General features: G+C 71.9%; 26 protein-coding genes. 20 read left to right on the plus strand and 6 right to left on the minus strand.

What is annotated here, in order from left to right:
• Nucleotides 1–23 precede the first annotated feature (23 nt).
• The 12 genes from ACZ5L9_RS15630 (at nucleotide 24) to ACZ5L9_RS15685 (ending at nucleotide 12,231) form a co-directional block, all read left to right on the plus strand.
• Nucleotides 24–1,502, plus strand: coding sequence for an MFS transporter (locus ACZ5L9_RS15630; RefSeq protein ID WP_464529166.1), 1,479 nt, complete (start codon nucleotides 24–26; stop codon nucleotides 1,500–1,502).
• Nucleotides 1,503–1,586: 84 nt separating this feature from the next.
• Nucleotides 1,587–2,147 carry a hypothetical protein gene (locus ACZ5L9_RS15635; protein WP_464529168.1) on the plus strand — a complete coding sequence of 187 codons (561 nt, stop codon included), beginning with the start codon at nucleotides 1,587–1,589 and terminating at the stop codon, nucleotides 2,145–2,147.
• Nucleotides 2,144–2,449, plus strand: coding sequence for a DUF6167 family protein (locus tag ACZ5L9_RS15640; protein WP_464529170.1), 306 nt, complete (start codon nucleotides 2,144–2,146; stop codon nucleotides 2,447–2,449). The genes ACZ5L9_RS15635 and ACZ5L9_RS15640 overlap by 4 nt, the downstream gene beginning before the upstream one ends.
• A 35-nt stretch (nucleotides 2,450–2,484) precedes the next feature.
• Entirely contained in the window at nucleotides 2,485–5,193 is a 2,709-nt protein-coding gene (gene alaS, locus ACZ5L9_RS15645; RefSeq protein ID WP_464536879.1) for an alanine--tRNA ligase, read from the plus strand.
• Between the two features lie 22 nt (nucleotides 5,194–5,215).
• Nucleotides 5,216–5,695, plus strand: coding sequence for a Holliday junction resolvase RuvX (ruvX, locus tag ACZ5L9_RS15650; RefSeq protein WP_464529172.1), 480 nt, complete (start codon nucleotides 5,216–5,218; stop codon nucleotides 5,693–5,695).
• Entirely contained in the window at nucleotides 5,692–7,113 is a 1,422-nt protein-coding gene (gene mltG / locus ACZ5L9_RS15655; RefSeq protein ID WP_464529174.1) for an endolytic transglycosylase MltG, read from the plus strand. Before ruvX ends, mltG begins: the two co-directional genes overlap by 4 nt.
• Nucleotides 7,114–7,120: 7 nt before the next feature.
• Entirely contained in the window at nucleotides 7,121–8,122 is a 1,002-nt protein-coding gene (locus ACZ5L9_RS15660) for a shikimate dehydrogenase (RefSeq protein WP_464529176.1), read from the plus strand.
• The gene (locus ACZ5L9_RS15665) at nucleotides 8,119–8,865 is read left to right on the plus strand and encodes a prepilin peptidase (RefSeq protein WP_464529178.1); all 747 of its coding nucleotides are present in this window, start codon (nucleotides 8,119–8,121) and stop codon (nucleotides 8,863–8,865) included. Before ACZ5L9_RS15660 ends, ACZ5L9_RS15665 begins: the two co-directional genes overlap by 4 nt.
• Before the next feature lie 22 nt (nucleotides 8,866–8,887).
• The gene (gene aroC, locus ACZ5L9_RS15670; RefSeq protein ID WP_464529180.1) at nucleotides 8,888–10,066 is read left to right on the plus strand and encodes a chorismate synthase; all 1,179 of its coding nucleotides are present in this window, start codon (nucleotides 8,888–8,890) and stop codon (nucleotides 10,064–10,066) included.
• Complete coding sequence (locus tag ACZ5L9_RS15675; RefSeq protein WP_464529182.1) at nucleotides 10,066–10,596, plus strand: shikimate kinase; 531 nt, start codon at nucleotides 10,066–10,068, stop codon at nucleotides 10,594–10,596. The genes aroC and ACZ5L9_RS15675 overlap by 1 nt, the downstream gene beginning before the upstream one ends.
• An 88-nt stretch (nucleotides 10,597–10,684) precedes the next feature.
• A complete protein-coding gene (gene aroB / locus ACZ5L9_RS15680; protein WP_464529184.1) occupies nucleotides 10,685–11,800 on the plus strand; it encodes a 3-dehydroquinate synthase in 1,116 nt (371 codons plus the stop codon).
• Nucleotides 11,797–12,231, plus strand: coding sequence for a type II 3-dehydroquinate dehydratase (locus ACZ5L9_RS15685; protein ID WP_464536881.1), 435 nt, complete (start codon nucleotides 11,797–11,799; stop codon nucleotides 12,229–12,231). Before aroB ends, ACZ5L9_RS15685 begins: the two co-directional genes overlap by 4 nt.
• Before the next feature lie 54 nt (nucleotides 12,232–12,285).
• Here ACZ5L9_RS15685 and ACZ5L9_RS15690 read toward each other — a convergent pair whose 3' ends face one another.
• The 3 genes from ACZ5L9_RS15690 to yczE form a co-directional block, all read right to left on the minus strand.
• Nucleotides 12,286–13,641, minus strand: coding sequence for an FAD-binding oxidoreductase (locus tag ACZ5L9_RS15690; RefSeq protein WP_464529186.1), 1,356 nt, complete (start codon nucleotides 13,639–13,641; stop codon nucleotides 12,286–12,288).
• 105 nt (nucleotides 13,642–13,746) lie between these two features.
• Nucleotides 13,747–13,989, minus strand: a complete 243-nt coding sequence (locus ACZ5L9_RS15695) for a pyridoxal-phosphate dependent enzyme (RefSeq protein ID WP_464529188.1) — start codon at nucleotides 13,987–13,989, stop codon at nucleotides 13,747–13,749.
• Nucleotides 13,986–14,693: a membrane protein YczE gene (yczE, locus tag ACZ5L9_RS15700; protein WP_464529190.1), complete on the minus strand. Its 708-nt coding sequence runs from the start codon at nucleotides 14,691–14,693 to the stop codon at nucleotides 13,986–13,988. Before yczE ends, ACZ5L9_RS15695 begins: the two co-directional genes overlap by 4 nt.
• Before the next feature lie 62 nt (nucleotides 14,694–14,755).
• Between yczE and yczR the strand changes: the two genes are divergently transcribed.
• The 4 genes from yczR (at nucleotide 14,756) to ACZ5L9_RS15720 (ending at nucleotide 19,011) form a co-directional block, all read left to right on the plus strand.
• A complete protein-coding gene (yczR, locus tag ACZ5L9_RS15705; protein WP_464529192.1) occupies nucleotides 14,756–16,231 on the plus strand; it encodes a MocR-like transcription factor YczR in 1,476 nt (491 codons plus the stop codon).
• A gap of 160 nt (nucleotides 16,232–16,391) precedes the next feature.
• Nucleotides 16,392–16,958 carry an elongation factor P gene (efp, locus tag ACZ5L9_RS15710; RefSeq protein WP_464529194.1) on the plus strand — a complete coding sequence of 189 codons (567 nt, stop codon included), beginning with the start codon at nucleotides 16,392–16,394 and terminating at the stop codon, nucleotides 16,956–16,958.
• A gap of 2 nt (nucleotides 16,959–16,960) precedes the next feature.
• Nucleotides 16,961–17,365, plus strand: a complete 405-nt coding sequence (gene nusB / locus ACZ5L9_RS15715) for a transcription antitermination factor NusB (RefSeq protein WP_464529196.1) — start codon at nucleotides 16,961–16,963, stop codon at nucleotides 17,363–17,365.
• 125 nt (nucleotides 17,366–17,490) lie between these two features.
• On the plus strand, nucleotides 17,491–19,011 hold the full coding sequence (locus ACZ5L9_RS15720) for a fatty acid desaturase (protein ID WP_464529198.1): 1,521 nt from the start codon (nucleotides 17,491–17,493) through the stop codon (nucleotides 19,009–19,011).
• Here ACZ5L9_RS15720 and ACZ5L9_RS15725 read toward each other — a convergent pair.
• On the minus strand, nucleotides 18,992–20,197 hold the full coding sequence (locus ACZ5L9_RS15725) for a PucR family transcriptional regulator (RefSeq protein ID WP_464529200.1): 1,206 nt from the start codon (nucleotides 20,195–20,197) through the stop codon (nucleotides 18,992–18,994). The genes ACZ5L9_RS15720 and ACZ5L9_RS15725 overlap by 20 nt on opposite strands.
• Before the next feature lie 43 nt (nucleotides 20,198–20,240).
• Between ACZ5L9_RS15725 and ACZ5L9_RS15730 the strand changes: the two genes are divergently transcribed.
• A complete protein-coding gene (locus tag ACZ5L9_RS15730) occupies nucleotides 20,241–21,254 on the plus strand; it encodes an NADPH:quinone reductase (protein ID WP_464529202.1) in 1,014 nt (337 codons plus the stop codon).
• 58 nt (nucleotides 21,255–21,312) lie between these two features.
• Here the strand turns inward: ACZ5L9_RS15730 and ACZ5L9_RS15735 are convergent, their stop codons facing one another.
• Complete coding sequence (locus ACZ5L9_RS15735) at nucleotides 21,313–22,506, minus strand: hypothetical protein (RefSeq protein WP_464529204.1); 1,194 nt, start codon at nucleotides 22,504–22,506, stop codon at nucleotides 21,313–21,315.
• 77 nt (nucleotides 22,507–22,583) lie between these two features.
• Nucleotides 22,584–22,970 carry a hypothetical protein gene (locus ACZ5L9_RS15740; RefSeq protein ID WP_464529206.1) on the minus strand — a complete coding sequence of 129 codons (387 nt, stop codon included), beginning with the start codon at nucleotides 22,968–22,970 and terminating at the stop codon, nucleotides 22,584–22,586.
• 367 nt (nucleotides 22,971–23,337) lie between these two features.
• Here ACZ5L9_RS15740 and pyrR point away from each other — a divergent pair, with 367 nt between their 5' ends.
• The 3 genes from pyrR to ACZ5L9_RS15755 are packed head-to-tail and all read left to right on the plus strand — an operon-like array spanning nucleotide 23,338 to nucleotide 26,155.
• Nucleotides 23,338–23,904, plus strand: a complete 567-nt coding sequence (gene pyrR, locus ACZ5L9_RS15745) for a bifunctional pyr operon transcriptional regulator/uracil phosphoribosyltransferase PyrR (protein ID WP_464536883.1) — start codon at nucleotides 23,338–23,340, stop codon at nucleotides 23,902–23,904.
• On the plus strand, nucleotides 23,901–24,842 hold the full coding sequence (locus tag ACZ5L9_RS15750) for an aspartate carbamoyltransferase catalytic subunit (RefSeq protein ID WP_464529208.1): 942 nt from the start codon (nucleotides 23,901–23,903) through the stop codon (nucleotides 24,840–24,842). The genes pyrR and ACZ5L9_RS15750 overlap by 4 nt, the downstream gene beginning before the upstream one ends.
• Nucleotides 24,842–26,155: a dihydroorotase gene (locus ACZ5L9_RS15755; RefSeq protein ID WP_464529211.1), complete on the plus strand. Its 1,314-nt coding sequence runs from the start codon at nucleotides 24,842–24,844 to the stop codon at nucleotides 26,153–26,155. Before ACZ5L9_RS15750 ends, ACZ5L9_RS15755 begins: the two co-directional genes overlap by 1 nt.

Genomic DNA, 26,155 nt, shown 5'->3' on the forward strand with positions numbered 1-26,155 from the left:
CACCGAAGGGGATGAGCAGCACCATGTCGATCCAGATCGCCCACCGCCACGCCGCGACGCGGGCCGAGCGGGTGCATCCGCTGCTCCTGCCCGGTCTCGTCTTCGCGTGTCTGGTCTCGGCGGTGGTGAGCAGCCTCGGTGCTCCGCTGGTGCCGGCGATCGCGGCGATGGACCACGTCTCCGCGGCCACCTCGCAGTGGGTGGTGACGGCCACGATGCTCGCGGGTGCGATCGCGACCCCGACCATCGGGCGGCTCGGTGACGGCCCCCGCCGACGCGCGGTCATCATCGCCGCGGTCGCCATCGTCGCGGCGGGCTGCGTGATCGCGGCGCTGCCGGTCGGCTTCGGGATCTTCCTGGTCGGACGCGCCCTGCAGGGTCTCGGGCTCAGCCTGACGCCGTTGGCCGTCGCGGTCGTCCGCGACGCCCTGCCGCTGGAGAGGGCCCGGCCGGCGATCGCCATCCTCTCCATCACGACCGTCACGGGCATCGGGCTCGGCTACCCGCTCACCGGCGTGGTCGCCGAGGCCGGCGGGGTCCGCGCCGCGTACGGGTTCGGCGCCGTGGTCGCCGTCCTCGCGCTGATCGGAGCCGTCGTCGTGGTGCCCGGCTCCCGCGGCCGTGACACCGAGCCGCTCGACGTGGTCGGCGCCGTCCTCCTGGCTCTGGGGTTGAGCGGGGTGCTGCTGGCGCTCGGCGAGGGGGAGGAGTGGCAGTGGCTCTCGGTCCGCACGCTCGGCGTCCTGCTCGCCGGCGTGGTGCTGCTCGTCGTGTGGGTCCGTCATCAGCTGCGCAGCCCGCACCCGCTGGTGAGTCTGGCTCTGCTGCGTCATCGCGCCGTCCTCACCGCCAACGTGGCCGCTCTGCTCGCCGGGGTCGGCATGTATCTGCTGCTCTCCCTCGGGGTCCGCTTCGTCCAGACGCCGGTCAGCACCGGGTACGGGCTGGGCGCCTCGGTGATCCTCGGCGGCCTGGCGCTGGTGCCGTTCTCGGCGGGTAGCTTCGCGGCCACCCGGATCACCCCGTCCCTCGTACGGCGGGCCTCGCACGCCGCCGTGCTGCCGATCGCCTGCATGGTCCTGTTCGCGGCGATGGCGATGTTCAGCCTCGACCGTGGCGGCATGGTTCGGATCTTCGTGGTGATGGGGATCGCCGGCATCGGCGTCGGCGGCATCTTCGCCGTCGTCCCGGGCATGCTGCTGCGGGCCGTCTCGAGCGCGGAGACGGCGAGCGCGATGAGCTTCAACCAGGTGCTGCGCTACGTCGGGTACGCCGTGGGCAGCGCCCTCGCCGGCGCGATCCTCGCGGCCAGCACGGCGCCCGGCCGGATCTATCCGGGGGATGGTGGATACACGGCCGCGGGCCTGATCGCGTGTGGGATGTGGGTCGCGACCGGCATCGTCACCGCGCTCCTGGCGAGGCGGATCCACGAGGTCGGTGTCCCGGTCGCCGAGCGGCTGCTGGCCGAGGAGAGCCTGGCCGACGCGGAGTCCGCCGCCTGAGTCGTGCGCCCGGCCCCGCGCGAAGTCCCGTGGAATGCCCCGGGGCATGAGTCGCCGAGGCTGCGCGCGATAGGGTCGGTCCCCATGATGGGCATCCTCCTGACCGCCGTGCTGTGCGCGGTCGCTGGTGCCCTCGTGATGGTGACCCGGGCACTGCTCGCCACCCGTACGCAGGCGGCCGCGCTGGCGCAGCGGCTGGCGGATCTCGAGGCCGAGGTCTCGGGGCTCGCCGGCGCTCGCGGCTCGAGCGCCGCGCCGGCGGCCCCCCGGGGTCCTGGCACCGATGCTCCCCACCCCGCGAGCGCCGCGCCCGAGTACGTCATCACCCACCTCGGCGAGGACGGCGCCTCCCTCGATGGTGCCGACCGTGCTCCGGTGAAGGTCACGCTGTCGGGTCCCGCGTTCGCCGACGCGGTGGTGCGCGAGACGGTGGTGCAGACGGCCTCGATGGTGCACGGCATCCGCCGCGCGCTGGCCCCCGAGACCCGCAACAGGATCCGCTTTGAGATGAAGCGCGAGGTCAAGCGCTCCCGCAAGGATCGCAAGGCCGAGATGAAGGAGGCGCTGCGCCAGTATCGCGCGCGCCAGCGCACCCAGGTCGGCGCCGAGGCGGCGACCACCCTGCCCGACGAGGGGGCCGCATGAAGCGCGGACTGTGGTTCGCCGCCGGCGCCGGCGCCGGTCTCTACGCCGCCCTCCGGGGTCGCCGCGCGGCCGAGGCGCTGACGCCCGAGGGGCTGCGCGACCGCTGGCAGGCGATCGGGCTGGGCGCTCGGATGCTGCGCGACGAGGTGGCGCAGGGCAAGGCCGAGGCCGAGCCGCGGCTGCGCGAACGATTCACTCCCACGCACGACTCCACTCCACTATTGACCTCCGGTCATGACCCACGCTCGATCGCCGCTGGCGACGACGTGGCCGAGCCACTTCAGGAAGGCACCCAGCAGTGAGCACAGCGTCCAACGAGGGCCGCCCCGACACCTGGCTGAGCACGGCGGAGATCCGCCGCCGCTTCACCAGCCACTTCGCCGACCACCCGACGATGGCCCACACGGCCGTGCCGTCGGCGTCGCTGCTGCTCGACGACCCCAACCTGCTCTTCGTCAATGCCGGCATGGTGCCGTTCAAGCCGTACTTCCTCGGCCAAGCCACCCCGCCCTTCCAGCGCGCCACGTCGGTGCAGAAGTGCATCCGCACGCCCGACATCGAAGAGGTCGGCAAGACCACCCGGCACGGCACGTTCTTCGAGATGTGCGGCAACTTCTCCTTCGGCGACTACTTCAAGGAGGGCGCCATCACGCTCGCCTGGGACCTGGTCACCAAGTCCCTCGAGCACGGCGGCTTCGGCCTCGACGAGTCCGTCCTCTACCCGTCGGTGCTCGACGGCGACGATGAGGCGGTCTCGATCTGGAAGCGGGTCAGCGGCCTGCCCGACGACCGCATCGTCCGGCTGCCTCCCCGGGAGAACTACTGGTCGATGGGCGTTCCCGGCCCGGGCGGTCCGTGCTCGGAGATCCTGATCGACCGCGGCCCGCAGTTCGGCGCCGAACGCGACTGGGACGCAGGCGACCGCTACCTCGAGTTCTGGAACCTCGTCTTCATGCAGGACGACATCTCCGCCGCCCGTTCGAAGTACGACGTCGACATCGCCGGCAAGCTCGCCCAGACCGGCATCGACACCGGCCTCGGCCTCGAGCGGGTCGCGTACCTGCTCCAGGGCACGAACAACATGTACGAGACCGACGTCGTCTTCCCGGTGATCGAGAAGGCCCAGGAGCTCACCGGCAAGACGTACGGCGCCTCGTACGACGACGATGTCCGCTTCCGGGTCGTCGCCGACCACATCCGCTCCTCGATGATGCTGATCAGTGACGGCGTGACGCCGGGCAACGAGGGCCGTGGCTACGTGCTGCGCCGCCTCCTGCGCCGCGCCATCCGCAACGTCCGCCTGCTCGGCTACGAGGACCCCGCGCTGCCCGAGCTGCTGCCGGTCTCCCGCGACAAGATGGGCGAGACCTACACCGAGCTCCACACCGGCTGGGACCGCATCCTGCGCGTCGCCAACGCCGAGGAGGAGGCGTTCCGCAAGACCCTCCAGTCCGGCACCCAGATCTTCGACCTGGCCGCCACCGAGCTGAAGCAGAAGGTCGCGACCGGCGGCTCCCCGGTCCTCACCGGCGACAAGGCGTTCCAGCTGCACGACACGTTCGGCTTCCCGATCGACCTGACGCTCGAGATGGCCTCCGAGGCCGGCCTGAGCGTCGACGAGCAGGGCTTCCGCACCCTCATGGCCGAGCAGCGCGAGCGGGCCAAGGCCGATGCGAAGGCCAAGAAGGGCCAGCACGCCGACCTGTCGATCTACCGAGACATCCTCGACACCAACGGGCCGACCGACTGGCAGGCGTACACGACGCTGAGCACCGAGTCCAAGCCGATCGCGCTGCTGCGCGAGGGCAAGGCCGTGCCCTCGCTCGCGCATGGTGAGCTGGGGGAGCTGATCCTCGACCGCACCCCGTTCTACGCCGAGTCCGGCGGCCAGGCCGCCGACGCAGGCATCATCGAGTTCGACGGCGGTCGCCTCGAGGTGATCGACGTCCAGCGCCCGGTCAAGGGCCTCGTGGTCCACCAGGTCCGCGTCGTCGACGGCGAGTTCGCCGGGGCCTCGGCCGCCGGCGCCGCGCTGCACGCCCAGGTCGACCCCGACTGGCGCCTCGGCGCCCGGCAGGCGCACTCCGGCACCCACGTCGTGCACGCCGCGCTCCGTGAGGTGCTCGGCCCCACCGCGCTGCAGTCCGGCTCGTACAACCGTCCCGGGTACCTGCGCCTCGACTTCGGCTGGACCCAGGGCCTGACCCGGGGCCAGGTCCAGGAGATCGAGGAGGTCTCCAACAACGCCCTGCGTGCCGACCTCGCCGTCTCCGCGCAGTACATGTCCCTGAGCCAGGCCAAGGACTGGGGCGCGGTCGCGCTGTTCGGGGAGACGTACGACGACTCCAACGTCCGTGTCGTCGAGATCGGCGGCCCGTGGAGCCGCGAGCTCTGCGGTGGCACGCACGTCGACCACTCCTCGCAGATCGGCACCCTGGTGGTGACCAGCGAGGCCTCGGTCGGCTCGGGCAACCGCCGCATCGAGGCGTTCACCGGCGTCGAGGGCTTCAAGTACCTCGCCCGTGAGCGCGACGTCGTCGGCAGCCTGACCGATCTGCTCAAGGCTCAGCAGGGCGATGACCTGGTCGGTCGTGTCGCCGAGATGATGGAGCGCCTCAAGAGCGCCGAGAAGGAGATCGAGAAGGTGCGCGTCGCGCAACTGCTCGCGAGCGCCGGGTCGATCGCCGACAAGGCGATCGACGTCGACGGCGTCGCCGTCGTCGCGGCCCGCGCCGCGGGCGCCGGCGGCAACGACGTGCGCACCCTCGCGATGGACGTACGCGCCCGCCTCGGTCAGATTCCGGGGGGCGCCGACCGCGCTGCCGTCGTCGTCATCATCGGCGACGCCGACGACAAGGTCGCCGTCGTCACGACGGTCAACGAGGCCGGCCGCGCGCGCGGCCTCAAGGCCGGCGAGTTCGTGAAGGCCCTCGGCCCGGTCCTCGGTGGCCGGGGCGGCGGCAAGGACGACCTGGCCCAGGGCGGTGGCACCGAGGTCGGCAAGATCGACGAGGCGATCGCGCTGGTGCCGACCCTCGTCCGTTGACCCGGGTGGTGAGCGCACAGTGATGCGGATGGGTGTCCGGTTGGGCATCGACCCAGGAGACGCCCGGATCGGGGTCGCGAAGAGCGACCCCACCGGGTTCCTCGCCACGCCCGTGGAGACGGTGAAACGGGGCCGCGGCGATGTCGCTCGGCTCCAGGAGATCCTCCGCGAGATCGAGGAGGAGTCGACGCTCCTCGAGGTGGTCGTCGGCCTGCCGCGCTCCCTCAAGGGCGGCGAGAACCCCGCGACCGCCAAGGTCCGCGACTTCGCCGCACAGCTCGCCCGCCGGGTCCGCCCCCTGCCCGTACGCCTCATGGACGAGCGACTCACCACGGTCAGTGCCGAGGCAATGCTGCGCGACAGGGGTCGCAAGGGGCAGGATCGTCGCTCGGTGGTCGACCAGGCCGCCGCAGTCTTCATCCTCCAGCACGCGCTGGACACCGAACGCGCCTCCGGGGTGGCGCCTGGAGAGCTCGTGGAGCTCGAAGGAGACACCGCATGAGCAAGCACCTGTACGAGGGCATCGCCCCCGAGCCGACCGGCGACGAGCCGACCGGCCCGGAGGGCGGCATTCCCGGTTATGCGGCCGGCGACACCGGCACCCGTGCGGTCCCGATCGACCAGATCGACGCGGCCTCCGAGGAGCACGCCTCGGCCCCGGCCAGTGATGTGACCAGTGATCTGACCGGCGATCTGACCGGTGATCTGGGCGGCGAGCGGATCGACGAGCGGATCGACGAGCGGATCGGCGAGCATCCCGAGTCCGAGCACCCCGACCCGTACGTCCCCACCTCCGGTGGCGGGCGCCGCGCCGCGCCGCGCACCAAGCGCCGTGGCGTGCCCGGCTGCCTCGCGGTGCTGGTGGCGCTGCTGATCGTCGGCGGCATCGCCGTCGTGGGCGGCGTGAAGGGCTACCACTTCATCAAGGACCACCTGAGCAGCTCGGCCGCCGACTACCCGGGCCCCGGCACCGGTTCGGTGACCTTCCAGGTGCACGAGGGCGACACCGCGACAGCGATGGGCCGCAACCTCAAGGAGGCCGGCGTGGTCGCCTCGGTGGAGGCGTTCATCGACGCCGCCAACGCCGACTCCCGCTCCGGGAGCATCCAGGTCGGGTACTACCAGCTGAAGAAGCAGATGAAGGCGAGCGACGCCCTCGCCGTGCTCGTCAACCACAAGAACCTCGTCCAGAGCACCGTCCTGGTCCGCGAGGGCGTCCGCGCCGCCGACGTCGTCACGACTGTCGCGAAGGCGTCGAAGAAGTCCAGGGCGCAGACCGAGCAGGCGCTGTCCAAGGTCTCGCTCCCGGCGTCCGCCGGTGGCAACCCGGAGGGCTACCTCTTCCCGGCCACGTACGCCTTCGGCCCGGGCGCCTCGCCCTCGGACATGTTCTCCGAGATGGTCAGCACCTGGCAGAAGCAGGCCACCGATGCGGGCCTCAAGGACACCACGATCGACGGGCACGCCTACACCACCCAGCAGCTGCTGACCGTGGCCAGCCTGGTGCAGTCCGAGGGCAAGACGCCCGAGGACATGGCGAAGATCGCGCGGGTCATCTACAACCGCATCGAGCACCCGGGGGAGCAGGGCCAGGCCGGCTACCTCCAGATCGACGCGACCGTCGACTACGCGCTCGGACGGCCGCTCACGGTGGGGCTGACGCAGGAGGAGCGGGAGAACACCGACTCGCCGTACAACACCTTCGTCACCAAGGGCCTCCCGCCGGGTCCGATCGGCAACCCGGGCGCCGCCGCGATCAAGGCGGCGCTGCACCCCGCCGACGGCGACTGGTACTACTACGTGGCCGTCAACCTGGCGACCGGCGAGACGAAGTTCGCCCACACCTACGACGAGTTCCAGCAGTACGTCGCGGAGCTCCATCATTACTGCGAGACCGAGTCCGCCTCGGGCTGCCAGTGAGGCCCTCATGACGACCGCTCCCGCGCATCGCTGCGCCGTGCTCGGCGACCCGATCGAGCACTCTCTGTCCCCGGTGCTGCACCGCGCCGGCTACGAGGCGCTCGGCCTCGCGGCATGGGCGTACGAGCCGCGCCAGGTGCCCTCGGGCGACCTGCCGCGGTTCCTCGACACGCTCGACGACTCGTGGCGCGGGCTCTCGCTGACGATGCCGCTCAAGCGGGAGGCGCTCGGGCTGATCGAGTCCCGCTCGCACCGCGCCGAGCTCGCGGGCGCGATCAACACGCTGGTCCGCACCACCTACGGCTGGGCCGGCGACAACACCGACTACCCGGGCGCGGTCGCCGCCATCCGGGAGCGGCACGACCGCCCGATCCACGCGGCCGCCGTTCTCGGCGCCGGCGCCACCGCCGGCTCGACCGGACTCGCGCTGGCCGAGCTGGGCGCTCGTACGATCACCCTCCTGGCCCGCGACACCGCGCGGGCCGAGGAGTCGCGTGCCGTCATCGCGGCGCACCCGAGCAGGCCCGAGGTCGTGATCGCGCCGCTCGAGGCCCGCCCCGACGTCGAGGTGCTCGTCTCCACCGTGCCGGTCTCGGCGCAGACCGAGCAGCTGGTCGCGGCCTGGTGCCAGGTGCCGGTGCTCTTCGAGGTCGTCTACGACCCGTGGCCCACGCCGCTGATGCGGTCGGTCGGCGGCGTCGGCGGCACGGTGATCAGCGGACTCGACCTGCTGGTCCACCAGGCGGTGCTCCAGTTCGAGCTGTTCACCTCCCAGCCGGCGCCGCTCGCGGCGATGCGTACGGCCGGCGAGATCGCGCTCGGCATCCGACAGCCCGCTCCGGACGTCGGGCCTGCCCCGGAGGTCGAGCCTGCCCCGGAGGTCGGGCCTGCCCCGGAGGTCGGGCCTGCCCCGGAGGTCGAGCCTGCCCCGGAGGTCGAGCCTGCCCCGGAGGTCGAGCCTGCCCCGGAGGTCGAGCCTGTCGAGACCCAGGCGACCTTCACGGCATGAGCGCGGGGCTCGTCGCGGCCCTCTGTGGCCTGATCGGCCTGCTCGCGCTCGGCGTGCCCGCAGGCATCCGGGCGCTCCCCGAGCCCGCGCCGGAGGTGCTGCCCGACGACCCCGCCGACGACGACACGGTCCAGGCGATGGTGCGGGCCGAGGGCCCGAAGGAGCTCTACGCCGACCTCGCGGAACGGCCACGGCTCGCGCTGTGGTCGACGCTCGTCGCCGTGCCCGCCAACGTCGCGGTCGGCGTGCGTCTCGGCGACCACCCGGCCACGTGGGTGCTGGCGCTGCTGACGCCCGTCCTCGTCCTCCTCGCGGTCGTCGACTGGCGCACCCGGCTGCTGCCGCGGGTGGTGGTGCTGCCCACCACCGGGATCCTGATCGTCCTGGTGCTGCTCGAATGGCTCGTCCGGGGCGACACCGACGTGCTGGTGCGGAGCCTGGGCGCGATGCTGATCGCCCGGTCCTTCTTCTGGCTGCTGTGGTTCATCCGCAGCGCGGGGATGGGCTTCGGCGACGTGCGCCTCGCCGCCCTCCTCGGACTCGTCCTCGGCAGGATCGGGTGGAGCGCGTGGATCATCGGCCTCTACGGCGGCCTGATCATGTTCGGGGTCTTCGGCATCACGCTCGCGATCGTGCGGCGCGACCGGTCGATCCTGAAGAACGCGTACCCGTTCGGACCCTTCCTGATCGCCGGCGCGCTGCTCGGCGTCCTACTCGGCGGATCCGTGCACCTGGTCGGCTGAGGGCCATGGGAGAATGACAGCCATGTTGCGCTGGCTCACCGCGGGCGAGTCCCACGGCCCTTCCCTGGTCGCGATCCTCGAGGGTCTCCCTGCTCACGTCGAGATCACCTCCGAGCAGATCGGCGACGCCCTCGCGCGTCGCCGCCTCGGCTACGGCCGCGGAGCTCGGATGAAGTTCGAGCGCGACGAGATCACCATGGTCGGCGGCGTCCGCCACGGTGAGACGCAGGGCGGACCGGTCGCCATCCAGGTCGGCAACAGCGAGTGGCCCAAGTGGGACACCGTCATGTCGGCCGATCCCGTCGACGACGAAGTGCTCGCCAAGCAGGCCCGCAACGCCCCGCTCACCCGCCCGCGCCCCGGCCACGCCGACCTCGCGGGCATGCAGAAGTACGACTTCGACGACGCCCGTCCGATCCTGGAGCGCGCCTCGGCCCGGGAGACCGCGGCCCGCGTCGCGCTCGGCGCCGTCGCCAGCGCCTTCCTCGAGCAGACCGTCGGCGCTCGCATCGTCAGCCACGTCATCGAGCTCGGCGGCGTCCGTACGACCGGCACCGAGCTGCCCGCCGTCGAGGACGTCGCGCGTCTCGACGAGGACCCGGTGCGCTGCTTCGACGCCGACTCGTCCAAGGCGATGGTCGAGCGGATCGACCAGGCCCACAAGGACGGTGACACCCTCGGCGGCGTCGTCGAGGTCGTCGTCTACGACCTGCCGCCCGGCCTCGGGTCCCACGTGCACTGGGACCGCCGCCTCGACGCGCGCCTGGCCGGCGCGCTGATGGGCATCCAGGCGATCAAGGGCGTCGAGGTCGGCGACGGCTTCGAGCTGGCCGCCACCCCCGGCAGCCTGGCGCACGACGAGATCGTCAACACCCCCGAGGGGATCCGCCGCACGTCGGGCCGCTCCGGCGGCACCGAGGGCGGCATGACCACCGGGGAGGTGCTCCGCGTGCGCGCCGCGATGAAGCCGATCGCGACCGTCCCGCGGGCCCTGCGCACCATCGACGTCGCAGACGGGTCGCCCGCTGTCGCCCATCATCAGCGCTCCGACGTCTGCGCCGTCCCGGCCGCCGGCATCGTCGCCGAGGCGATGGTCGCGCTCGTGCTCGCCGACGCCGTGCTGGAGAAGTTCGGCGGCGACTCCGTCGCGGAGACCAAGCGCAACGCCGAGGCCTACCGCGCCCACCTGCGCTACAGCTGATGGGTCTCGTCGACCGGGGCGCCGGGCCGCGCGCGATCCTGGTGGGCCCGATGGGGGCCGGCAAGACCACTGTCGGCCGTCTCCTCGCGGAGCGGTGGGGCGTGGGCGTACGCGACACGGACCACGACGTCGAGGCCGTCGCCGGCAAGAGCGTCCAGGAGATCTTCGTCGACGACGGCGAGGCCGCCTTCCGCACGCTCGAGCGGGACGCGGTCGTCGCCGCCCTCGAGGGTCACGACGGCGTGCTGTCGCTCGGCGGTGGCGCCGTCCTCGACCCGGCGGCCCAGGAGGCGCTCGCCGGGCGGCCGGTGGTCTTCCTCCGGGTCGGCCTCGCGGACGCGTCCAAGCGGGTCGGGCTGGGGCACGGCCGCCCGCTGCTGCTGGGCGACGTCCGCAGCCGGATCAAGAAGCTGCTCGACGAGCGCACCCCCGTCTACGAGTCGGTCGCCGCGATCGTCGTCGACACCGACGGCCGCGCGCCGATCGAGATCGCCGCAGAGATCGCGACCCGCCTGGAGGAACGGTCGTGAGCGAACGCAGCGAGCGAACCATCCAACACAGCGCACGTCGGGCCTCGTCGGCGCGCGGAGCGCGGTGTCTATCCCTGGGAGTACGTCGATGAGCACTGTCCGCACCACGATCCCCGTCGGCACCTCGTACGACGTCGTCATCGGCCGCGGCCTGGCCGACCGCCTGCCGGGCATGCTCGGCGAAGGCGTGCAGCGCGTCGCGCTGCTCTACGCCGGCGAGCTCGGCGACCTGGCCGAGCCTGTCATCGACGTCCTCGTCGAGCACTACGAGGTGCTCGCCCTCGGCCTGCCGGACGGCGAGGAGGCCAAGACCGCCGCCGTCGCCAACGAGTGCTGGGAGGCGCTCGGCGAGAAGGGCTTCACCCGCTCCGACGCGGTCGTCACCTTCGGAGGCGGCGCGACCACCGACCTCGGCGGCTTCGTGGCGGCCTCCTGGCTGCGAGGGGTCAGGGTCGTGCACGTGCCCACCACACTGCTGGCCATGGTCGACGCGGCCGTCGGCGGCAAGACCGGCATCAACACCGACGCCGGCAAGAACCTCGTCGGGGCCTTCCACGAGCCCGCCGGCGTGCTGTGCGACCTGGACCTGCTCCGCACGCTGCCCGAGGACGAGCTGATCGCGGGCATGGGCGAGGTGGTGAAGTGCGGCTTCATCGCCGACCCGGAGATCCTGGCGATCGTCGAGCGCGGCACGGCGCCGCTCACCGCCGAGTCGCCGGAGCTGGCCGAGCTGGTCGATCGCGCGATCCGGGTCAAGGCCGAGGTCGTCACCGGCGACCTCAAGGAGACCGGCGGCAGCAACGGCCACCCCGGCCGCGAGGTGCTCAACTACGGCCACACGCTGGGCCACGCGATCGAGAAGCAGTCCGGCTATCAGATGCGGCACGGCGAGGCGGTCGCGATCGGGTGCCTCTACGCCGCCGAGATCGCGGCCCGCTCCGGGCTGATCGACCAGGACCTGCTCGCCCGCCACCGTACGGCCTTCGGCCGGGCAGGCCTGCCGACCACGTACCCGTGGGGCGACTACTCCGCCACCTTCGACGAGCTGATCGGGGCGATGCGGGTCGACAAGAAGGCCCGCGGCTCGCTGCTGCGCTTCCTGGTCCTGCACGGCCTCGCCCAGCCCGCGATCCTGGCCGGACCCGATGAGCAGGTGCTGCGCGACGCGTTCGCCGCGCTCGCGCCGCACGCCCCGGAGGCCTGACCGTGCGCGTGCTGGTCCTCAACGGCCCGAACCTCGGCCGGCTGGGCAAGCGCCAGCCCGAGGTCTACGGCTCGACCACCTACGCCGAGCTCGTCGAGCTCTGCGTCGGCTGGGGCAGTGAGCTCGGCCTCGAGGTCGAGGTGCGCCAGACCAACCACGAGGGGGTGCTCGTCGACTGGCTCAACACCGCCGCCGACGAGCGGACCCCGGTGGTGCTCAACGCGGCCGCGTGGACGCACTACTCCTACGCCGTCTACGACGCCTGCGCCCAGCTCGAGGCGCCACTCGTCGAGGTCCACCTCTCCGACCCCGACGCCCGCCCCGAGGAGTGGCGGCACTCCTCGGTCGTCCGGCCGCACGCGCAGGCCGTGATCAAGGGCAAGGGAGTCGACGGCTACCGCGAGGCACTCCAGGCGATCGCCTCGGCCTGAACCGCCGGAGCTTCGCTCACACCTCACGACCGCGGGCCGCGGTCTCGACGACTCTCAGATGATCGCGCCGGGGTTGAGGATCCCGTCGGGGTCGAGGGCGTCCCTGATCCGTCGGGTCAGGGCCATCACCTCGGGACCCAGTTGGCGGGGGAGGGCGGCCTTCTTCGCGCGGCCCACGCCGTGCTCGCCGGTGATGGTGCCGCCGAGGTCGAGCGCGGCACTCATCACCTCGTCGAAGGCCCGGAGCGCGGCGGAGGCGGCATTCGGATCCGCGGGGTCGAAGACGATCAGCGGGTGGGTGTTCCCGTCGCCGGCGTGGGCGACCAGGGCGATCTCGAGGCCGTGCCGCTCGCCGATCCGCGCGACCCGGTCCACCAGCTCGGGGAGCAGCGGGACCGGCACGCCGACGTCCTCGAACAGCACCTTCCCGTGCGACTCGAGCGCCAGGATGACGTTGCGGCGGGCGGCCACGAAGAGGTCCGCCTCGGCCGGATCGGTGGTGGTGAAGACGTCCTCGGCGCCCGCGTCGGCGCAGCAGGCTGCGATCGTCGCGATCTCGGCCTTGCAGGCCCCGCCCGGTGCGTCGGACTGGGCCACCAGCAGGGCACCACTGGCGCGGTCCAGCCCGTGGGAGCGCCAGTCCTCGACCGCGTTGATGCAGGCGTTGTCCATCAGCTCCAGCATCGAGGGGCGCACCCGGGCGCGGATCGCGACCACGGCCTTGGCGGCCGCGGTCATGGTGGCGAAACCGGCGACGAGGGTCGCGCCCGCGGTCTGGATCGGCACCAGCCGCAGGATGGCCCGGGTCACCACCCCGAGGGTGCCCTCGCTGCCGACGAAGAGCTTGAGCAGCGACAGTCCCGCGACGTCCTTGATCCGCTTACCGCCGAGCTCGACCAGCGTGCCGTCGGCCAGCACGACGTCGAGCCCCAGCACGTAGTCCGTGGTCACGCCGTACTTCACACAGCACAGGCCGCCCGCGTTGGTGGCCACGTTGCCGCCGATCGAGCAGATCTCGTAGGAGGACGGGTCGGGCGGGTACCACAGCCCGTGCTCGGCAGCGGCCCGCTTGACCTCGATGTTGAGCGCGCCGGGCTCGACGATCGCGACCTGGCAGGCCGGGTCGATCTCGATGGCGCGCATGCGGTCCAGCGAGAGGGTGATGCCGCCGTCGACGGCCGACGATCCGCCGGAGAGGCCGGTTCCGGCGCCGCGCGGGACCACCGGGACCGCGTGCTCGCTCGCCCACCTCAGCGTCACCTGCACGTCGCTCGCGCAGGTGGCCCGGACCACGGCGAGCGGGTGCCCGGCCGACCCGTCGCGGGCGAAGTCCTCGCGGTACTTCTCGACCGCGGACGGATCCGTGACGACCGTTCCCGGCGGAAGCGCCTCGGTCAGCCGGCTGAGCATGGTTCGATTGAAGCAGAGCACCGCCCCGTGCGACACGGCCCGCGGCGCGATAGACACGATCCGCACCCGGCACGTCCCAGTGAGACGGGTGCGGATCGTGTCGGCTCAGGCGCCGAGCACGCTCAGCCCGGCGGGCCGCTCGGCGCGCAGCAGCTGGTCCACGAACCACAGCCCGCCGCGGACCTTGAACGCCCCGGTCGGGGTGTGGTTCTCGTGCTTGACCCAGGTCTCGACGCCGGTGAGCTCCTCGAGCAACGGCCAGCGGTAGGCGGGCGTCGGTGTCACGTGGCGGGCGACGAAGGCACGCGCTTCGGCGAGTCGCCCGGCGGTCAGGATGGGTGCGCTCACCGCGCGCAGCCCACGGCCTGCGCGATCACCGGCGGGTCGAGCGGCGCCCCGGCCGCAGCGACGTTTGCGGGCTCGGGGAGGCGGACCACCCAGAACGGCAGCAGCGGCTGGGTGAGGGGGCCGATGAGGAGCGCGAAGGCCACCGTGCCGAGACCGAGGCCGCCGCCGAGCAGCAGGCCCAGGACGACGACGCAGATCTCCAGGCCGGTGCGGACCAGCCGGATCGACCAGCCCGTACGCCGGACGAGGCCGGTCATCAGCCCGTCGCGCGGTCCGCGGCCGAACTGCGCACCGATGTACATCGCGGTCGCCAGCGCGCACAGCGCGATGCCGGCGACGGTGAAGAGGACCCGGACGACGAGGTGGTGCTGGGTCGGGATCCCGGCCATCACCAGGTCGGCGCTGGTGCCGACCAGGAACGCGTTGGCGATGGTGCCGATGCCCGGCTTCTCCCGCAGCGGGATCCAGAGCAGCAGCACGACGAAGCTGGTCGCCACGACCATCTGCCCGAGGTCGATCGGGATGAAGCGGATCATCCCGGAGTGGAGCACGTCCCACGGCGCCAGCCCGAGGTCGCCTCGCACCATCAGCGCCAGCGAGGCGCCGTAGAGGAACAGGCCCACGACGAGCTGGCTGAGCCGGCGCGAGAGCCGCCCGGCGCGGAGCTGAGCGATCGGGCCGAGATCGGCGAGGAGCGTGGTCATGGACTCATTCTGCGAGCAGATTGGACTGTTGAGAAATAGCCAATCGTGGCAGAGTGGACTGCATGTCCCATGCCACTGGCGCCATCAGCCCGGCCCGGCTCGCCGACCTGGTCGCCGGCTTCTCCCGTACGCCCGCCTACGCGGGACTGGCCGAGAGCCTGACCCTGCTCGTCGGCGACGGCCGGATCGGCCTGGGCACCCGGCTGCCGAGCGAGCGCGACCTGAGCCTGGCCCTCGGCGTCTCGCGCACCACTGTCACCCGCGCCTACGCGGCGCTCGTCGAGAGCGGGTACGCCGAGGCCCGCCAGGGCGCCGGCACCTTCACCCGCGTCCCGGGTGACCGCCGCCGCGCCCTCGATCGCGCGCTGGTGCCCAGCGGGCGGCCCGACCTCGTCATCGACCTCAACTGCGCCGCGGCCTCCGCACCGCCGGGGATCGCCGCCGCCTACGTCGACGCGGTCGCCGAGCTCCCCGCCTACCTGGGCGGTCACGGCTACTTCCCGGCGGGACTGCCGCGGCTGCAGGAGGCGATCGCCCGGACGTACGACCGGCGCGGGCTGCCGACCCGGCCCGAGCAGATCATGGTGACAGCCGGTGCGCTGGCCGCCTCCGCGATCACCGCCCAGGCGCTGGTCCAGCGCGGTGATCGGGTCCTGGTCGAGACACCGACGTACCCCAACGGCGCCGACGCGCTGCGCAACGCCGGCGCGCGCCTGGTCGGGCTGCCGGTCTCCGCGGACGGCTGGGAGCTGGACGGGTTGGCGACCACGCTGCGTCAGGTCCGTCCGAGCCTCGCCTTCCTCATCCCCGACCTGCAGAACCCCACCGGCCTGGTGATGAGCTCCGCCGAGCGTGAGCGGGTCGCCCGGCTGCTGCGCGGGGCGGGGGTGCGGCCGATGGTGGACGAGGCCCACCAGCACCTGCTCCTCGACGAGCGGTCCGGCGCCGACGGGCCGGGGATGCCGCCGCCGTTCGCCGTCTTCGCGCCGGAGACGATCACCCTGGGCAGCGCCTCGAAGACGTTCTGGGGTGGGTTGCGGATCGGCTGGATCCGCGTCCCGGACCGCGACGGCGCGGCGGTCATGCAGGCGCTCACCCAGGCCAGGATCCGCCTCGACCTCGGGGCACCGGTGGTCGAGCAGCTCGCCTTCGCCCGGCTCCTCGACGACCCGGAGCCCGTCATCCGGGCCCACCGGGCACGGCTTCGTGAACAGCGTGGTGCCCTGGTCGCCGCCGTCCGGGACCATCTCCCGGAGTGGAGCTTCCGCGTCCCCGCCGGCGGGCTGTGCCTGTGGTGCCGCCTGCCGACGCCGCTCGGCACCGACCTCGTCGTCGAGGCCGAGCGCCGCGGCGTGGTGATCGCTCCGGGGCCGGTCTTCGCCCTCGAGGGCGGGCTCGACCACTTCGTCCGGATCCCGTGGAGCCGGCCTCCGCACGAGCTGGAGCAGGCGGTGCGGATCCTCGCCGAGGCCTACGCCGCGATCAGCGCTCGCCGGCCCCGTGCCCTGCGGGCGAGCGAGCGGGTCATCGTCGCCTGAGCGCGTCCGTCGTTGAAGCACCCGCTACGACGCGGGTTTCCGCCCCGTACGGGCGCGGGGATAGGATCGGCCGCTGGCCCAGGTTCGGTATCCCCGTGTCCCGTTCCCTGGACCGTACGACCTCTTGACAACCTGACGACGAAGGCTGGCGCGCAAGCACATGGCAACCACGAACGACCTCAAGAACGGCATGGTTCTCAACATCGACGGCCAGCTCTGGGCCGTGGTCGAGTTCCAGCACGTGAAGCCGGGCAAGGGCCCCGCCTTCGTGCGGACCAAGCTGAAGAACGTGGAGTCGGGCAAGAACGTCGACAAGACCTTCAACGCCGGCACCAAGGTCGAGACCGCCACGGTCGACCGCCGCAGCTACCAGTACCTCTACAACGACGGCATGAACTACGTGTTCATGGACACCGGCACGTTCGAGCAGATCGAGGTCCAGCCCGAGATCATGGGCGACACCGTCAACTTCCTGCTCGAGAACATGGACGTCAACATCGCCACGAACGAGGGCCGCGTCCTCTTCGTCGAGCTCCCGGCCTCCGTCGAGCTGACTATCACCTACACCGAGCCGGGCGTCATGGGCGACTCCGCCACCGGCCGCACCAAGCCGGCCACGCTCGAGACCGGCGCCGAGATCCAGGTCCCGCTGTTCATCGAGAACGGCGAGAAGATCAAGGTCGACACCCGTGAGGGCGGCTCCTACCTGAGCCGCGTCAAGGGCTGACCTTGTCTGCTCGTTCCAAGGCCCGTAAGCGAGCCCTCGACCTGCTCTTCGCCGCCGAGGCGCGGGGCGTCTCCGCGACCGAGCTGCTCGCCGAGCAGGTCGGCGACGGCGAGCTCAACAACCCGTACACCGCGACCCTCGTCGAGGGTGTGGCGGACAAGCAGGAGCGGATCGACGAGATCCTCGGCCAGTACGCGCAGGGCTGGACGCTCGAGCGGATGCCGGCCGTGGACCGCAACGTCCTGCGGCTGGGCGCCTGGGAGCTGCTCTTCGCCGCGGACGTCCCGGAGCACGTCGCGCTGAGCGAGGCGGTCGAGCTCGTCCGCGAGCTCTCCACCGACGAGTCGCCGAGCTACGTCAACGGCGTGCTCGGCTCCATCCAGCGGGACAAGGCCTCGCTGGTCTGATCCCTCGCCGGGAGCAGCGCTCCTCGAGCAACCCGACTGCCGCTTTGTGCCATCGCACAAAGCGGCAGTCGTCTTTGTGCGATCGGGCCAGTGACCGCCGTACCCCGGGCTGTGACGCTCGTCGCATGAGCACTCTCGACGCCTCCGGCACCGTCCCGAGCGGCACGACCGAGCGGTGGCGCGACGCGAAGCGCCACCTGTGGCCGATCGGTCTGGTCGTCCCAGCGCTTGCCTTCGTCGCCCTCCTCGGCGGGCCGGTGAGCGGGGGAGTGCTGTACTGGATCGGTCCGATCATCATCCTCGTGGTCGTCCCGCTGATCGACCTCACCGTCGGGCTCGATCCGTCCAACCCGCCGGACGACATGATCGAGGCGCTGGAGAAGGACCGGTACTACCGCTGGGTGGTCGTCTCCTACCTCCCGCTGCAGTACGCCGGCTTCCTCGCGGCGATGGGCGTGATCGCGCGCGGTGACCTGTCGAGCGTCGATCGGATCGGGCTGGCGATCACGATCGGGTGCATTGGGGGTATCGGGATCAACACCGCCCACGAGCTCGGCCACAAGCGCGAGTCGGTGGAGCGCTGGCTCTCCAAGGTCGCGCTCGCGCAGTGCTTCTACGGCCACTTCTACATCGAGCACAACCGCGGCCACCACGTCCGCGTCGCGACCCCCGAGGACCCCGCGTCGAGCCGGATGGGCGAGACCTTCTACTCCTTCTGGCCCCGGACGGTCTCGGGCTCGTTCCGCAGTGCCTGGAACCTCGAGCGCAAGCGGTACGCCCGTCGTCAGCAGCACCCCTGGCGACTCGGCAACGACGTCCTCAACGCCTGGCTGATGTCGGCGGCTCTCTGGGGCGGCGTGGTGATCTGGCTCGGCGTCGGGATCGTCCCGTTCCTGCTGATCCAGGCCGTGCTCGGCTTCTCGCTGCTGGAGATCATCAACTTCATGGAGCACTACGGGATGCTGCGCCAGAAGGTCGGCGTCGGCGAGCGGCAGCGCTACGAGCGGGTCGACCCGTCGCACTCCTGGAACTCGAACAACATCGCCACCAACGTGCTGCTCTACCACCTGCAGCGGCACAGCGACCACCACGCCAACCCGACGCGGCGCTACCAGTCGCTGCGCGACTACGCCGAGAGCCCGGTCCTGCCCACGGGGTACGCGGGCATGCTGGTGCTCGCCCTCGTACCGCCGCTCTTCCGGCGGGCGATGGACAAGCGGGTGGTGGCCCACTTCGGCGGCGACCTGAGGCTGGCCAACCTCCAGCCCGGCAAGCGCGAGCGGCTGCTCGCCCGCTGGCCCGTCCCGACGGGACCGGGTGGTCTCGATACGGGTCTCGATACGCTCGCTGGCGCTCGCTACTCGACCTCCGAGATCGCTGGCGCTCGCTACTCGACCTCCGAGATCGAACCCGCTGGTCGAGTAGCCCGAGCCGCCAGGCGAGGGCGTATCGAGACCACCGCGGCCGAGGTGCTCGCCGCCCGCTGCCCGGGCTGCGGCTACGTCTACGAGGTCGCGGCCGGCAACGAGCTCGAGGGCTTCGCCGCCGGCACGGCATGGGCGGACATCCCGGACGACTGGTGCTGCCCCGATTGTGGCGTGCGGGAGAAGGTCGACTTCGTCCCGCTCACCGGGTCGGTGTCGTGAGGCCCGCAGCGGGGAACGCCGCAAGGTAGCCGAGCGCCAGCGCGACCTCGGTGCGCCGACCGCCGAGGGGATGCCCGAGGAGCCTCTCCGCCTGGCCGATGCGGTAGCGCACGGTGTTCTTGTGGATGCCCAGGGCCTGCGCCGCCGCCTCGGTGCTCTCACTGGCCAGGACGCGGCTCACGGTCTCGCGGATCCGATCGAGTCCGGGCTCCGCACCGGACAGCGGCCCCAGCGTCGCATGCACGAACCGGGCGGCAGCTGCGGGATCGCGAGCGAGGAACGTCAGCAGCGCCACGTCGTGGTAGTGGACGAGCACCTGCTGCCGCTCCTGGGCCAGCGCGAGGTCGCGTGCCGCGAGCGCCTCGTGGTGACTGGCCCGGAACCCGTCACGGCCGGCAGCCTCGTCACCGATGGCGACCAGGATGCCCGCGTCCGGGACGAGGTCGGCGAGCGGCGTCGGTAGGTCGGGCAGCCACAGCCACAGCTCGCGACCACCCGGCTCGACGGTGAGCGTACGGCCGCGGACCGCACCGGCCAGCGCCGCGGCCGTCGGCTCGAGCAGGCGGGTGCCACCGGCTCCGGTGGCGCGCAGGACGAGCGCGCGGTGGGCGCCGTCGATCGGGTAGCCGCCCAGCGCGATCGTCAGCTCACGGTGCTCCGGCTCATCGTCGTCGAGCAGCGCCCGCATGACGTCGTACCGCTGCGCGGCGCCGCTGTGCTCGACGCGGCGGCGCTCGGCCTGGTGGATGACGATCGAGGCACCGGTCACCTCGTCGAGCCATCGGCCGGCGCGACTCCAGAACTCCACCAGCAGCGCCGTGGCGTCGACCTCGGGTGGCGCGGCGGCGACCACCTCGGTGGCATACGCCCAGGCCTCGCTCTGGGCGGTGCGGTAGGCCGTGAGGAGGACGGTCAGGTCGAGATGGCGGCGGGCCAGCTCGAGCGCCATCGTCTCCGCGCTCGGCACCACCTGGGGTCCGCCGGCCGGATCGGTCAGCTCGACCAGGAACGCCTGCCACTGCTCGCGCACGGTCGCGGACAGGAGGGCGGCCAGATCGGGGTCGCGTGCCACGTCGGGCGTCGCGTCGAGGACGGCCGCGCCGATCCGCTCCACCCAGGCCTCGACCGCCGCGGAGCCCGAGGCCTCGGCGATGAAGCCGGTCAGCCAGGCGCTGTTCTCCTCCATGGCCAGCAGGCTAGTGGCCGGGGCGGTCGGTAACGTGCGTGTCATGCGCGCGATCGTCTACTCCGAGCCCGGTCCGTCCTCCGTCCTGCGCCTCGTCGAGCGCGACCTGCCCGAGCCGGGTCCCGGCGAGGTCCGGGTGCGGCTCGCCCGGGCCGGCGTCAACCCGACCGACTGGAAGCAGCGCTCGGGCATGACGTACGGCGCGATGACGGTCCCGGAGATCACGCCGGGCCAGGACGGCGCGGGAGTGATCGACGGCCTCGGCCGCGGCGTGTCCGGCGTCGCGGTGGGCGACCGGGTGTGGCTGCACATGGTCCAGCACGGCCAGCCGTACGGCACCGCGGCCGAGTACGTGGTGGTGCCGTTGCACAAGGCCGTGCCGCTTCCGGCGAGCGTCTCGTTCGACCTCGGCGCCTCACTCGGCGTCCCGGCCGTCACCGCCCATCGCGCCCTCACCAGCGGCGCCGACGTGGACCGGATCGCGCCGGGCACGTACGCGGGCCGGACGGTGCTCGTCCAGGGCGGGGCGGGTGCCGTCGGCAACGCCGCGATCCAGCTGGCCCGGTGGGCCGGGGCCACCGTCGTGACCACGGTCAGCAGCCCGGAGAAGGCCGCGCTCGCGGCCGCTGCCGGCGCGCATCACGTCATCGACTACCGCCGCGACCCGGCCGAGGCGACGATCCGCGCGATCGCCCCCGACGGCGTCGATCTGATCGTCGAGGTCGCGCCCGCCGTCAACAACGACCTCGACCGGGCCGTGATCCGCAATGGCGGCACGATCGCGATCTATGCCAACAACGGTGGCGACGAGCTCACCATGCCGTTGCGGGCGACCTTCTCGCTCAATCTCCGCTACCAGTTCGTGCTGCTCTACAACGTCGCGCCCGCCCTGCTCGCCGCCGCCGCCGAGGACCTGACGGCCGCACTCGCCGCCGGGGCACTGGGCGTGGGCGAGGAGCACGGCCTGCCGCTCACGCACTACCCGCTGGAGGAGGCCGCCGAGGCGCACGACGCCGTGGAGCGCGGGGCCATCGGCAAAGTGCTGCTCGACCTGTGACGGACCGCCGCCCCGACCCGCAGGCGCGGTTCGGGGCGGCAGGTTCGTGCGGGCAGCGTCAGAAGCACATCGCCTGCGCTCCGACCAGGTGGCCGGTGATGCTGGCACCTGCGCCTGCACCGGTGCCCGCGTTGGCCACCGTCATGGTGACGACCAGCTGCTGCATCGGGTCGCCGTCGACCGACAGCTTCGGCGCGTGCTGGCTCACGGCGAACGTCGCCGGGTCGGGCGACAGATCGGCGCCGTCGATCTCGATACCGAGCGTCACCTGGGAGGACGCGGGACCGTCGAACGAGAAGTCGTCGTACTGCACCGGCACGCAGCCGTTGCCGCCGAACGTCCAGGTGAGCGTGACCGAGTCCCCGACGGCGACCTTGCATCCGGGGTCGGCCGGCTTGGGCGGCATCGTCTGGGCAGGGGTGGCTGCCTTCGAGTTCAGCTTCAGGTCGACGCCGTTCGAGCCGGCGGCGATGCCCGCGGTGCAGCCGGCGGCGGTGTTGGTATGCGTGGCCACCGCGAGCCCGTTGCCGGCGGCCGCCGGCATGGTCAGGTTCTGCCAGACCACGGCTTCGGTTTGGCCGCTGAGCTTCCCGTCGCTCGAGGTGGCCCGATAGCTGATGATGCCGCGGGTGGCGCTGGAGTCGGTGAACGACGCCTCGCCCGCGCTGTCGGTGGTGTAGGTGCCTGCCGCGATCCACGTGGACGCTCCGGGGTTCTGGCGCTCCACCTTGATCTGGAGGCCGGCGATCGGCGCGCCATCGCCCTCGGCCGCCGCGACGCCGACGGTGTAGGAGGTGTTGACGAAGATGTCATCGGCGTTGGTGCTCACGTCCACGAACAGCGACGGCGCGGCCGGAGGCGGCGTCACGGTGCCCGATCCGCCGGGCTGGTTGGTGGCCTCGGTGATGGTCATCCGGTCGACCTTGGAGACGTGGCCGGCGACCTTGGTGCGATAGGCGACCCGGCCGCTGGTGCGCTCGACGCGGTGGAACAGGATCTTCCCGGAAGCATGGCGGGACTTCCGGTGGGCGACGGTCTTCCAGGGCCCCTTGTCAGCCTTGCGCTGCAGGAGGACGGTGCCCTTGCGGTGGGGCATGACGGTGACCGCGAAGTGCTGTCCGGCCTTGACGGTCTTGGGGACAGCGAGGGTGGGGCGAGGACTCTTGGCCTCGGCTGCGCCGGTGGTGGCGACGAGTCCGGCACCGGCAGTGAGAACGACGACAGCGACCCCGGCGATGAGCTTCTGGAACACTTTGCCTCCCAGGTAAAATCGATCCTGCGTGACACGAGCGGCAGCCCTCTTCCGTAGGGCTGCCGCTCGTTTGGGTATCAGCTGACGGTGACGTTGCGGGCCTTGAGGAACGACACGTAGCTGCCGCTCGGGTCCCAGGTGCGGAACACGACGTTCTTGACCGACGCGGTCCCGGCCTTCCAGTTGTAGCCGCCGGTGGGCCGACGGACGGGGATCATGATGATCTGCTCGTCGCCCGTGCACTCCACGGCGTTGAGCGAGACGACGCCACTGGTCGCGGACTGGATGCCGCCCGCGGCGTTGACCTGCTGGACGGTCGCCGAGACGGACGCCGAGGTGGTGTCGGGCGAGCACACCACGGTGGCCCTGACGTTCATGATCAGCCCGGTGGCCGATCGGGTTGCCGTCTTCTCGATGCTGACTGCGGTGTTGTCCGCGTGGGCCGCGATGGTGGTGGCGGCCATGAGACCGGTGCTCGACGCTACGGCGACGAGTCCAGTGGCAAGAGTTCTCCTGAGCATGCCGTGCCTCCTAGAGGCTGAGGTGGCGGTGTCTCCGCCTAGTTCGCCATGCTGCTCTGGAATTGAGGTTTGACCATCGCCTATTCGGGGTAGCGAGCGCGCATTACCAGATTTTTGCTTTGGCCGGAAAGTCCCAATTCACCCCGGTCCAGACCGGGACCCTCGCCCGTCCGGAGTCGCTATTTGCGGGGTCGGGGTGGCCCCCGGGTACGGTGAGGCCTGTTCGACATCCTTTAACGACCCGTCCTGTGAGGCGGAGAAGGAGGTCCGGCTCGTGACCGAGCCCACCGACAACGCAGCGCCCCCGTCCGTGCCCACCGGCGAGGCAGATGGCCGTGTCGTCCTCGACGACGCCGACGTCGCCCGGGCGCTGACGCGCATCTCGCACGAGATCCTGGAGCGCAACAAGGGCGCCGAGGACCTCGTCCTGCTCGGCCTGCACACGCGGGGCGTGCCGCTCGCCAAGAGGATCGCCGGCCGGATCGCCGACGTCGAGGGCACCCCGGTGCCGACCGGCAGCCTCGACGTCACCATGTACCGCGACGACCTGCGCAGCCACCCGACCCGCGCCCCGCACAAGACCGAGCTGCCGCACGGTGGCATCGACGGTCGCATCGTCGTGCTCGTGGACGACGTGCTCTACAGCGGGCGCACGATCCGCGCCGCACTCGACGCGCTCTCCGACCTGGGTCGCCCGTCGGCGGTACGGCTCGCGGTCCTCGTCGATCGCGGCCACCGCGAGCTGCCGATCCGTGCCGACCACGTCGGCAAGAACCTGCCGACCGCCCGCAGCGAGAAGGTCCGCGTCCGGCTGGCCGAGACCGACGGCCTCGACGCCGTCACCATCTTCGGCACCGTCACGGGAGGCAACGAGTGAAGAAGCACCTGCTCTCCATCGACGATGTGACCGCCGACGACATCGCGGCGCTCTTCGAGACCGCCGCCGAGATGCACGACGTCCAGCGCCGCGAGGTCAAGAAGCTGCCCGCACTGCGCGGGCGTACGGTCATCAACCTGTTCTTCGAGGACTCGACCCGCACCCGCTCCTCCTTCGAGATCGCCGGCAAGTGGCTCTCGGCCGACGTGATCAACCTGTCCGCCAAGGGCTCCTCGACCTCCAAGGGCGAGTCGCTGCGCGACACCGTGCTCACGGTCACCGCGATGGGCATCGACGGCCTGGTCATGCGCCACTCCGCCTCCGGCGCCGCCCACCAGGTCGCGCAGTGGCTGGACATCCCGGTCATCAACGCCGGCGACGGCACCCACGAGCACCCGACCCAGGCGCTGCTCGACGCGTACACCCTCACCCGCCACCTCGACACGCTCGAGGGCAAGCACGTCGCGATCATCGGCGACCTGACCCACTCGCGGGTCTTCCGCTCCAACATCAAGTCGTTGACCAAGCTCGGCGCGACGGTCACGGTGGTGGCGCCGCCGACACTCATGCCGAGCGGCGCGGGCACCTGGTCGCAGCAGGCCGGGTTCGCCACCTCGTACGACCTCGACGGGGTGCTCGCCGGTGACCACGGGCCGGTCGACGCGGTGATGATGCTGCGGGTCCAGAAGGAGCGGATGAGCGGCGGCTTCTTCCCGACCGCTCGGGAGTACACCGTCGGCTACGGCCTGACCCGCACCCGGCTGGCGATGCTCCGGCCCGGCACACCGATCCTGCACCCGGGCCCGATGAACCGCGGCCTGGAGATCTCCCCGGATGCCGCCGACGCGGCCGACAGCCTGATCCTCGACCAGGTCAGCGCCGGCGTCGCCGTCCGCATGGCCGTGCTCTACCACCTTCTTGCCGGAGAGGAGGCCTGATGGTCTCGACGAGCTCGACCGCAGGGTCGCTGCTGATCAAGGGCGCCCGCATCCTGGGTGCCGACGCCGCCGACGTGCTCGTCGCGGACGGTGTCATCCGCGCCGTCGGTCGTGGCGCGAGCGAGGCGAACCCCGAGACCACCGAGGTCGTCGAGGCCGACGGACTGGTGCTGCTGCCCGGCCTCGTCGACCTGCACACCCACCTGCGCGAGCCGGGCCGCGAGGACGCCGAGACCGTGCTGACCGGATCGCTGGCCGCGGCGGCGGGCGGCTACACCGCAGTGCTCGCGATGGCCAACACCAACCCGGTCACCGACACGGCCGAGGCCGCCGAGCGGGTCCACGACCTCGGTCGGGCCGCGGGGATCGTCGACGTGCAGCCGGTCGGCGCGGTCACCAAGGGCCTCGAGGGTCACGAGCTGGCCGAGCTCGGCCTGATGGCACGCTCGCGTGCCCGCGTGCGGGTGTTCTCCGACGACGGCAAGTGCGTCGGCGACGCCCGCGTGATGCGTCGCGCGCTGGAGTACGTCAAGGCGTTCGGCGGCGTGATCAGCCAGCACAGCCAGGACCCGTCGCTGGCACCGCACGCCTCCTGCTGCCACGAGGGCCCGATTTCCGGAGAGCTCGGCCTGCCGGGCTGGCCCGGCGTCGCGGAGGAGGTCATCGTCGCCCGCGACGTGATGCTCGCCCGCCACACCGGCTCCCGCGTCCACGTCGCACACGTCTCCACCGCCGGCTCGGTCGAGGTGGTGCGGTGGGCCAAGGCCCAGGCGGAGCGGGACGGAACCTGGGCCGTCACCGCCGAGGTGACCCCGCACCACCTGCTGCTGACCACCGACCTGCTGCGCGGCTACGACCCGGTCTTCAAGGTCAACCCGCCGCTGCGTCCGCAGGAGGACGTCGAGGCGCTGCGCGCCGCCCTCGCCGACGGCACCATCGACGCGGTCGCCACCGACCACGCCCCGCACGCGCGGCACGACAAGGAGCACGCCTTCGTCGACGCCGCCTTCGGCATGCTCGGCCTGGAGACGGCGCTCTCCGTGGTCGCCACCGTGATGGGCGAGCAGATGGACTGGTCCCGGATCGCCGAGGTCATGTCGACCAACCCGGCGCGGATCGCCGGCCTCGAGGGCCACGGTCGCACGATCGCGGCGGGGGAGCCGGCCAACCTCGCGCTGGTCGACCCGGGCGCCTCCTACGTCGTCGACCGCGACGACTCGCTCTCGCTGAGCCGCAACAACCCGTGGCACGGGCGTACGGTCACCGGCCGGATCGTCGGGACCTGGCTGCGGGGGCGGCGCACCTTCGGCTGA

This window comes from Nocardioides sp. JCM 18998, assembly GCF_055391535.1.

What these genes read in the sequence shown, in the direction of transcription:
- ACZ5L9_RS15665 (WP_464529178.1), top strand. Translation starts at nt 8,119, where the DNA reads ATGAGCGCGGGGCTCGTCGCGGCCCTCTGTGGCCTGATCGGCCTGCTC.
- aroB (WP_464529184.1), top strand. Translation starts at nt 10,685, where the DNA reads ATGAGCACTGTCCGCACCACGATCCCCGTCGGCACCTCGTACGACGTC.
- ACZ5L9_RS15755 (WP_464529211.1), top strand. Translation starts at nt 24,842, where the DNA reads ATGGTCTCGACGAGCTCGACCGCAGGGTCGCTGCTGATCAAGGGCGCC.
- ACZ5L9_RS15690 (WP_464529186.1), bottom strand. Translation starts at nt 13,641, where the DNA reads ATGCTCAGCCGGCTGACCGAGGCGCTTCCGCCGGGAACGGTCGTCACG.
- ACZ5L9_RS15720 (WP_464529198.1), top strand. Translation starts at nt 17,491, where the DNA reads ATGAGCACTCTCGACGCCTCCGGCACCGTCCCGAGCGGCACGACCGAG.
- mltG (WP_464529174.1), top strand. Translation starts at nt 5,692, where the DNA reads ATGAGCAAGCACCTGTACGAGGGCATCGCCCCCGAGCCGACCGGCGAC.
- yczE (WP_464529190.1), bottom strand. Translation starts at nt 14,693, where the DNA reads ATGACCACGCTCCTCGCCGATCTCGGCCCGATCGCTCAGCTCCGCGCC.
- ACZ5L9_RS15730 (WP_464529202.1), top strand. Translation starts at nt 20,241, where the DNA reads ATGCGCGCGATCGTCTACTCCGAGCCCGGTCCGTCCTCCGTCCTGCGC.
- ACZ5L9_RS15640 (WP_464529170.1), top strand. Translation starts at nt 2,144, where the DNA reads ATGAAGCGCGGACTGTGGTTCGCCGCCGGCGCCGGCGCCGGTCTCTAC.
- yczR (WP_464529192.1), top strand. Translation starts at nt 14,756, where the DNA reads ATGTCCCATGCCACTGGCGCCATCAGCCCGGCCCGGCTCGCCGACCTG.
- ACZ5L9_RS15725 (WP_464529200.1), bottom strand. Translation starts at nt 20,197, where the DNA reads ATGGAGGAGAACAGCGCCTGGCTGACCGGCTTCATCGCCGAGGCCTCG.
- ACZ5L9_RS15660 (WP_464529176.1), top strand. Translation starts at nt 7,121, where the DNA reads ATGACGACCGCTCCCGCGCATCGCTGCGCCGTGCTCGGCGACCCGATC.
- ACZ5L9_RS15740 (WP_464529206.1), bottom strand. Translation starts at nt 22,970, where the DNA reads ATGGCCGCCACCACCATCGCGGCCCACGCGGACAACACCGCAGTCAGC.
- ACZ5L9_RS15630 (WP_464529166.1), top strand. Translation starts at nt 24, where the DNA reads ATGTCGATCCAGATCGCCCACCGCCACGCCGCGACGCGGGCCGAGCGG.
- efp (WP_464529194.1), top strand. Translation starts at nt 16,392, where the DNA reads ATGGCAACCACGAACGACCTCAAGAACGGCATGGTTCTCAACATCGAC.
- ruvX (WP_464529172.1), top strand. Translation starts at nt 5,216, where the DNA reads ATGCGGATGGGTGTCCGGTTGGGCATCGACCCAGGAGACGCCCGGATC.
- ACZ5L9_RS15675 (WP_464529182.1), top strand. Translation starts at nt 10,066, where the DNA reads ATGGGTCTCGTCGACCGGGGCGCCGGGCCGCGCGCGATCCTGGTGGGC.
- ACZ5L9_RS15635 (WP_464529168.1), top strand. Translation starts at nt 1,587, where the DNA reads ATGATGGGCATCCTCCTGACCGCCGTGCTGTGCGCGGTCGCTGGTGCC.
- aroC (WP_464529180.1), top strand. Translation starts at nt 8,888, where the DNA reads ATGTTGCGCTGGCTCACCGCGGGCGAGTCCCACGGCCCTTCCCTGGTC.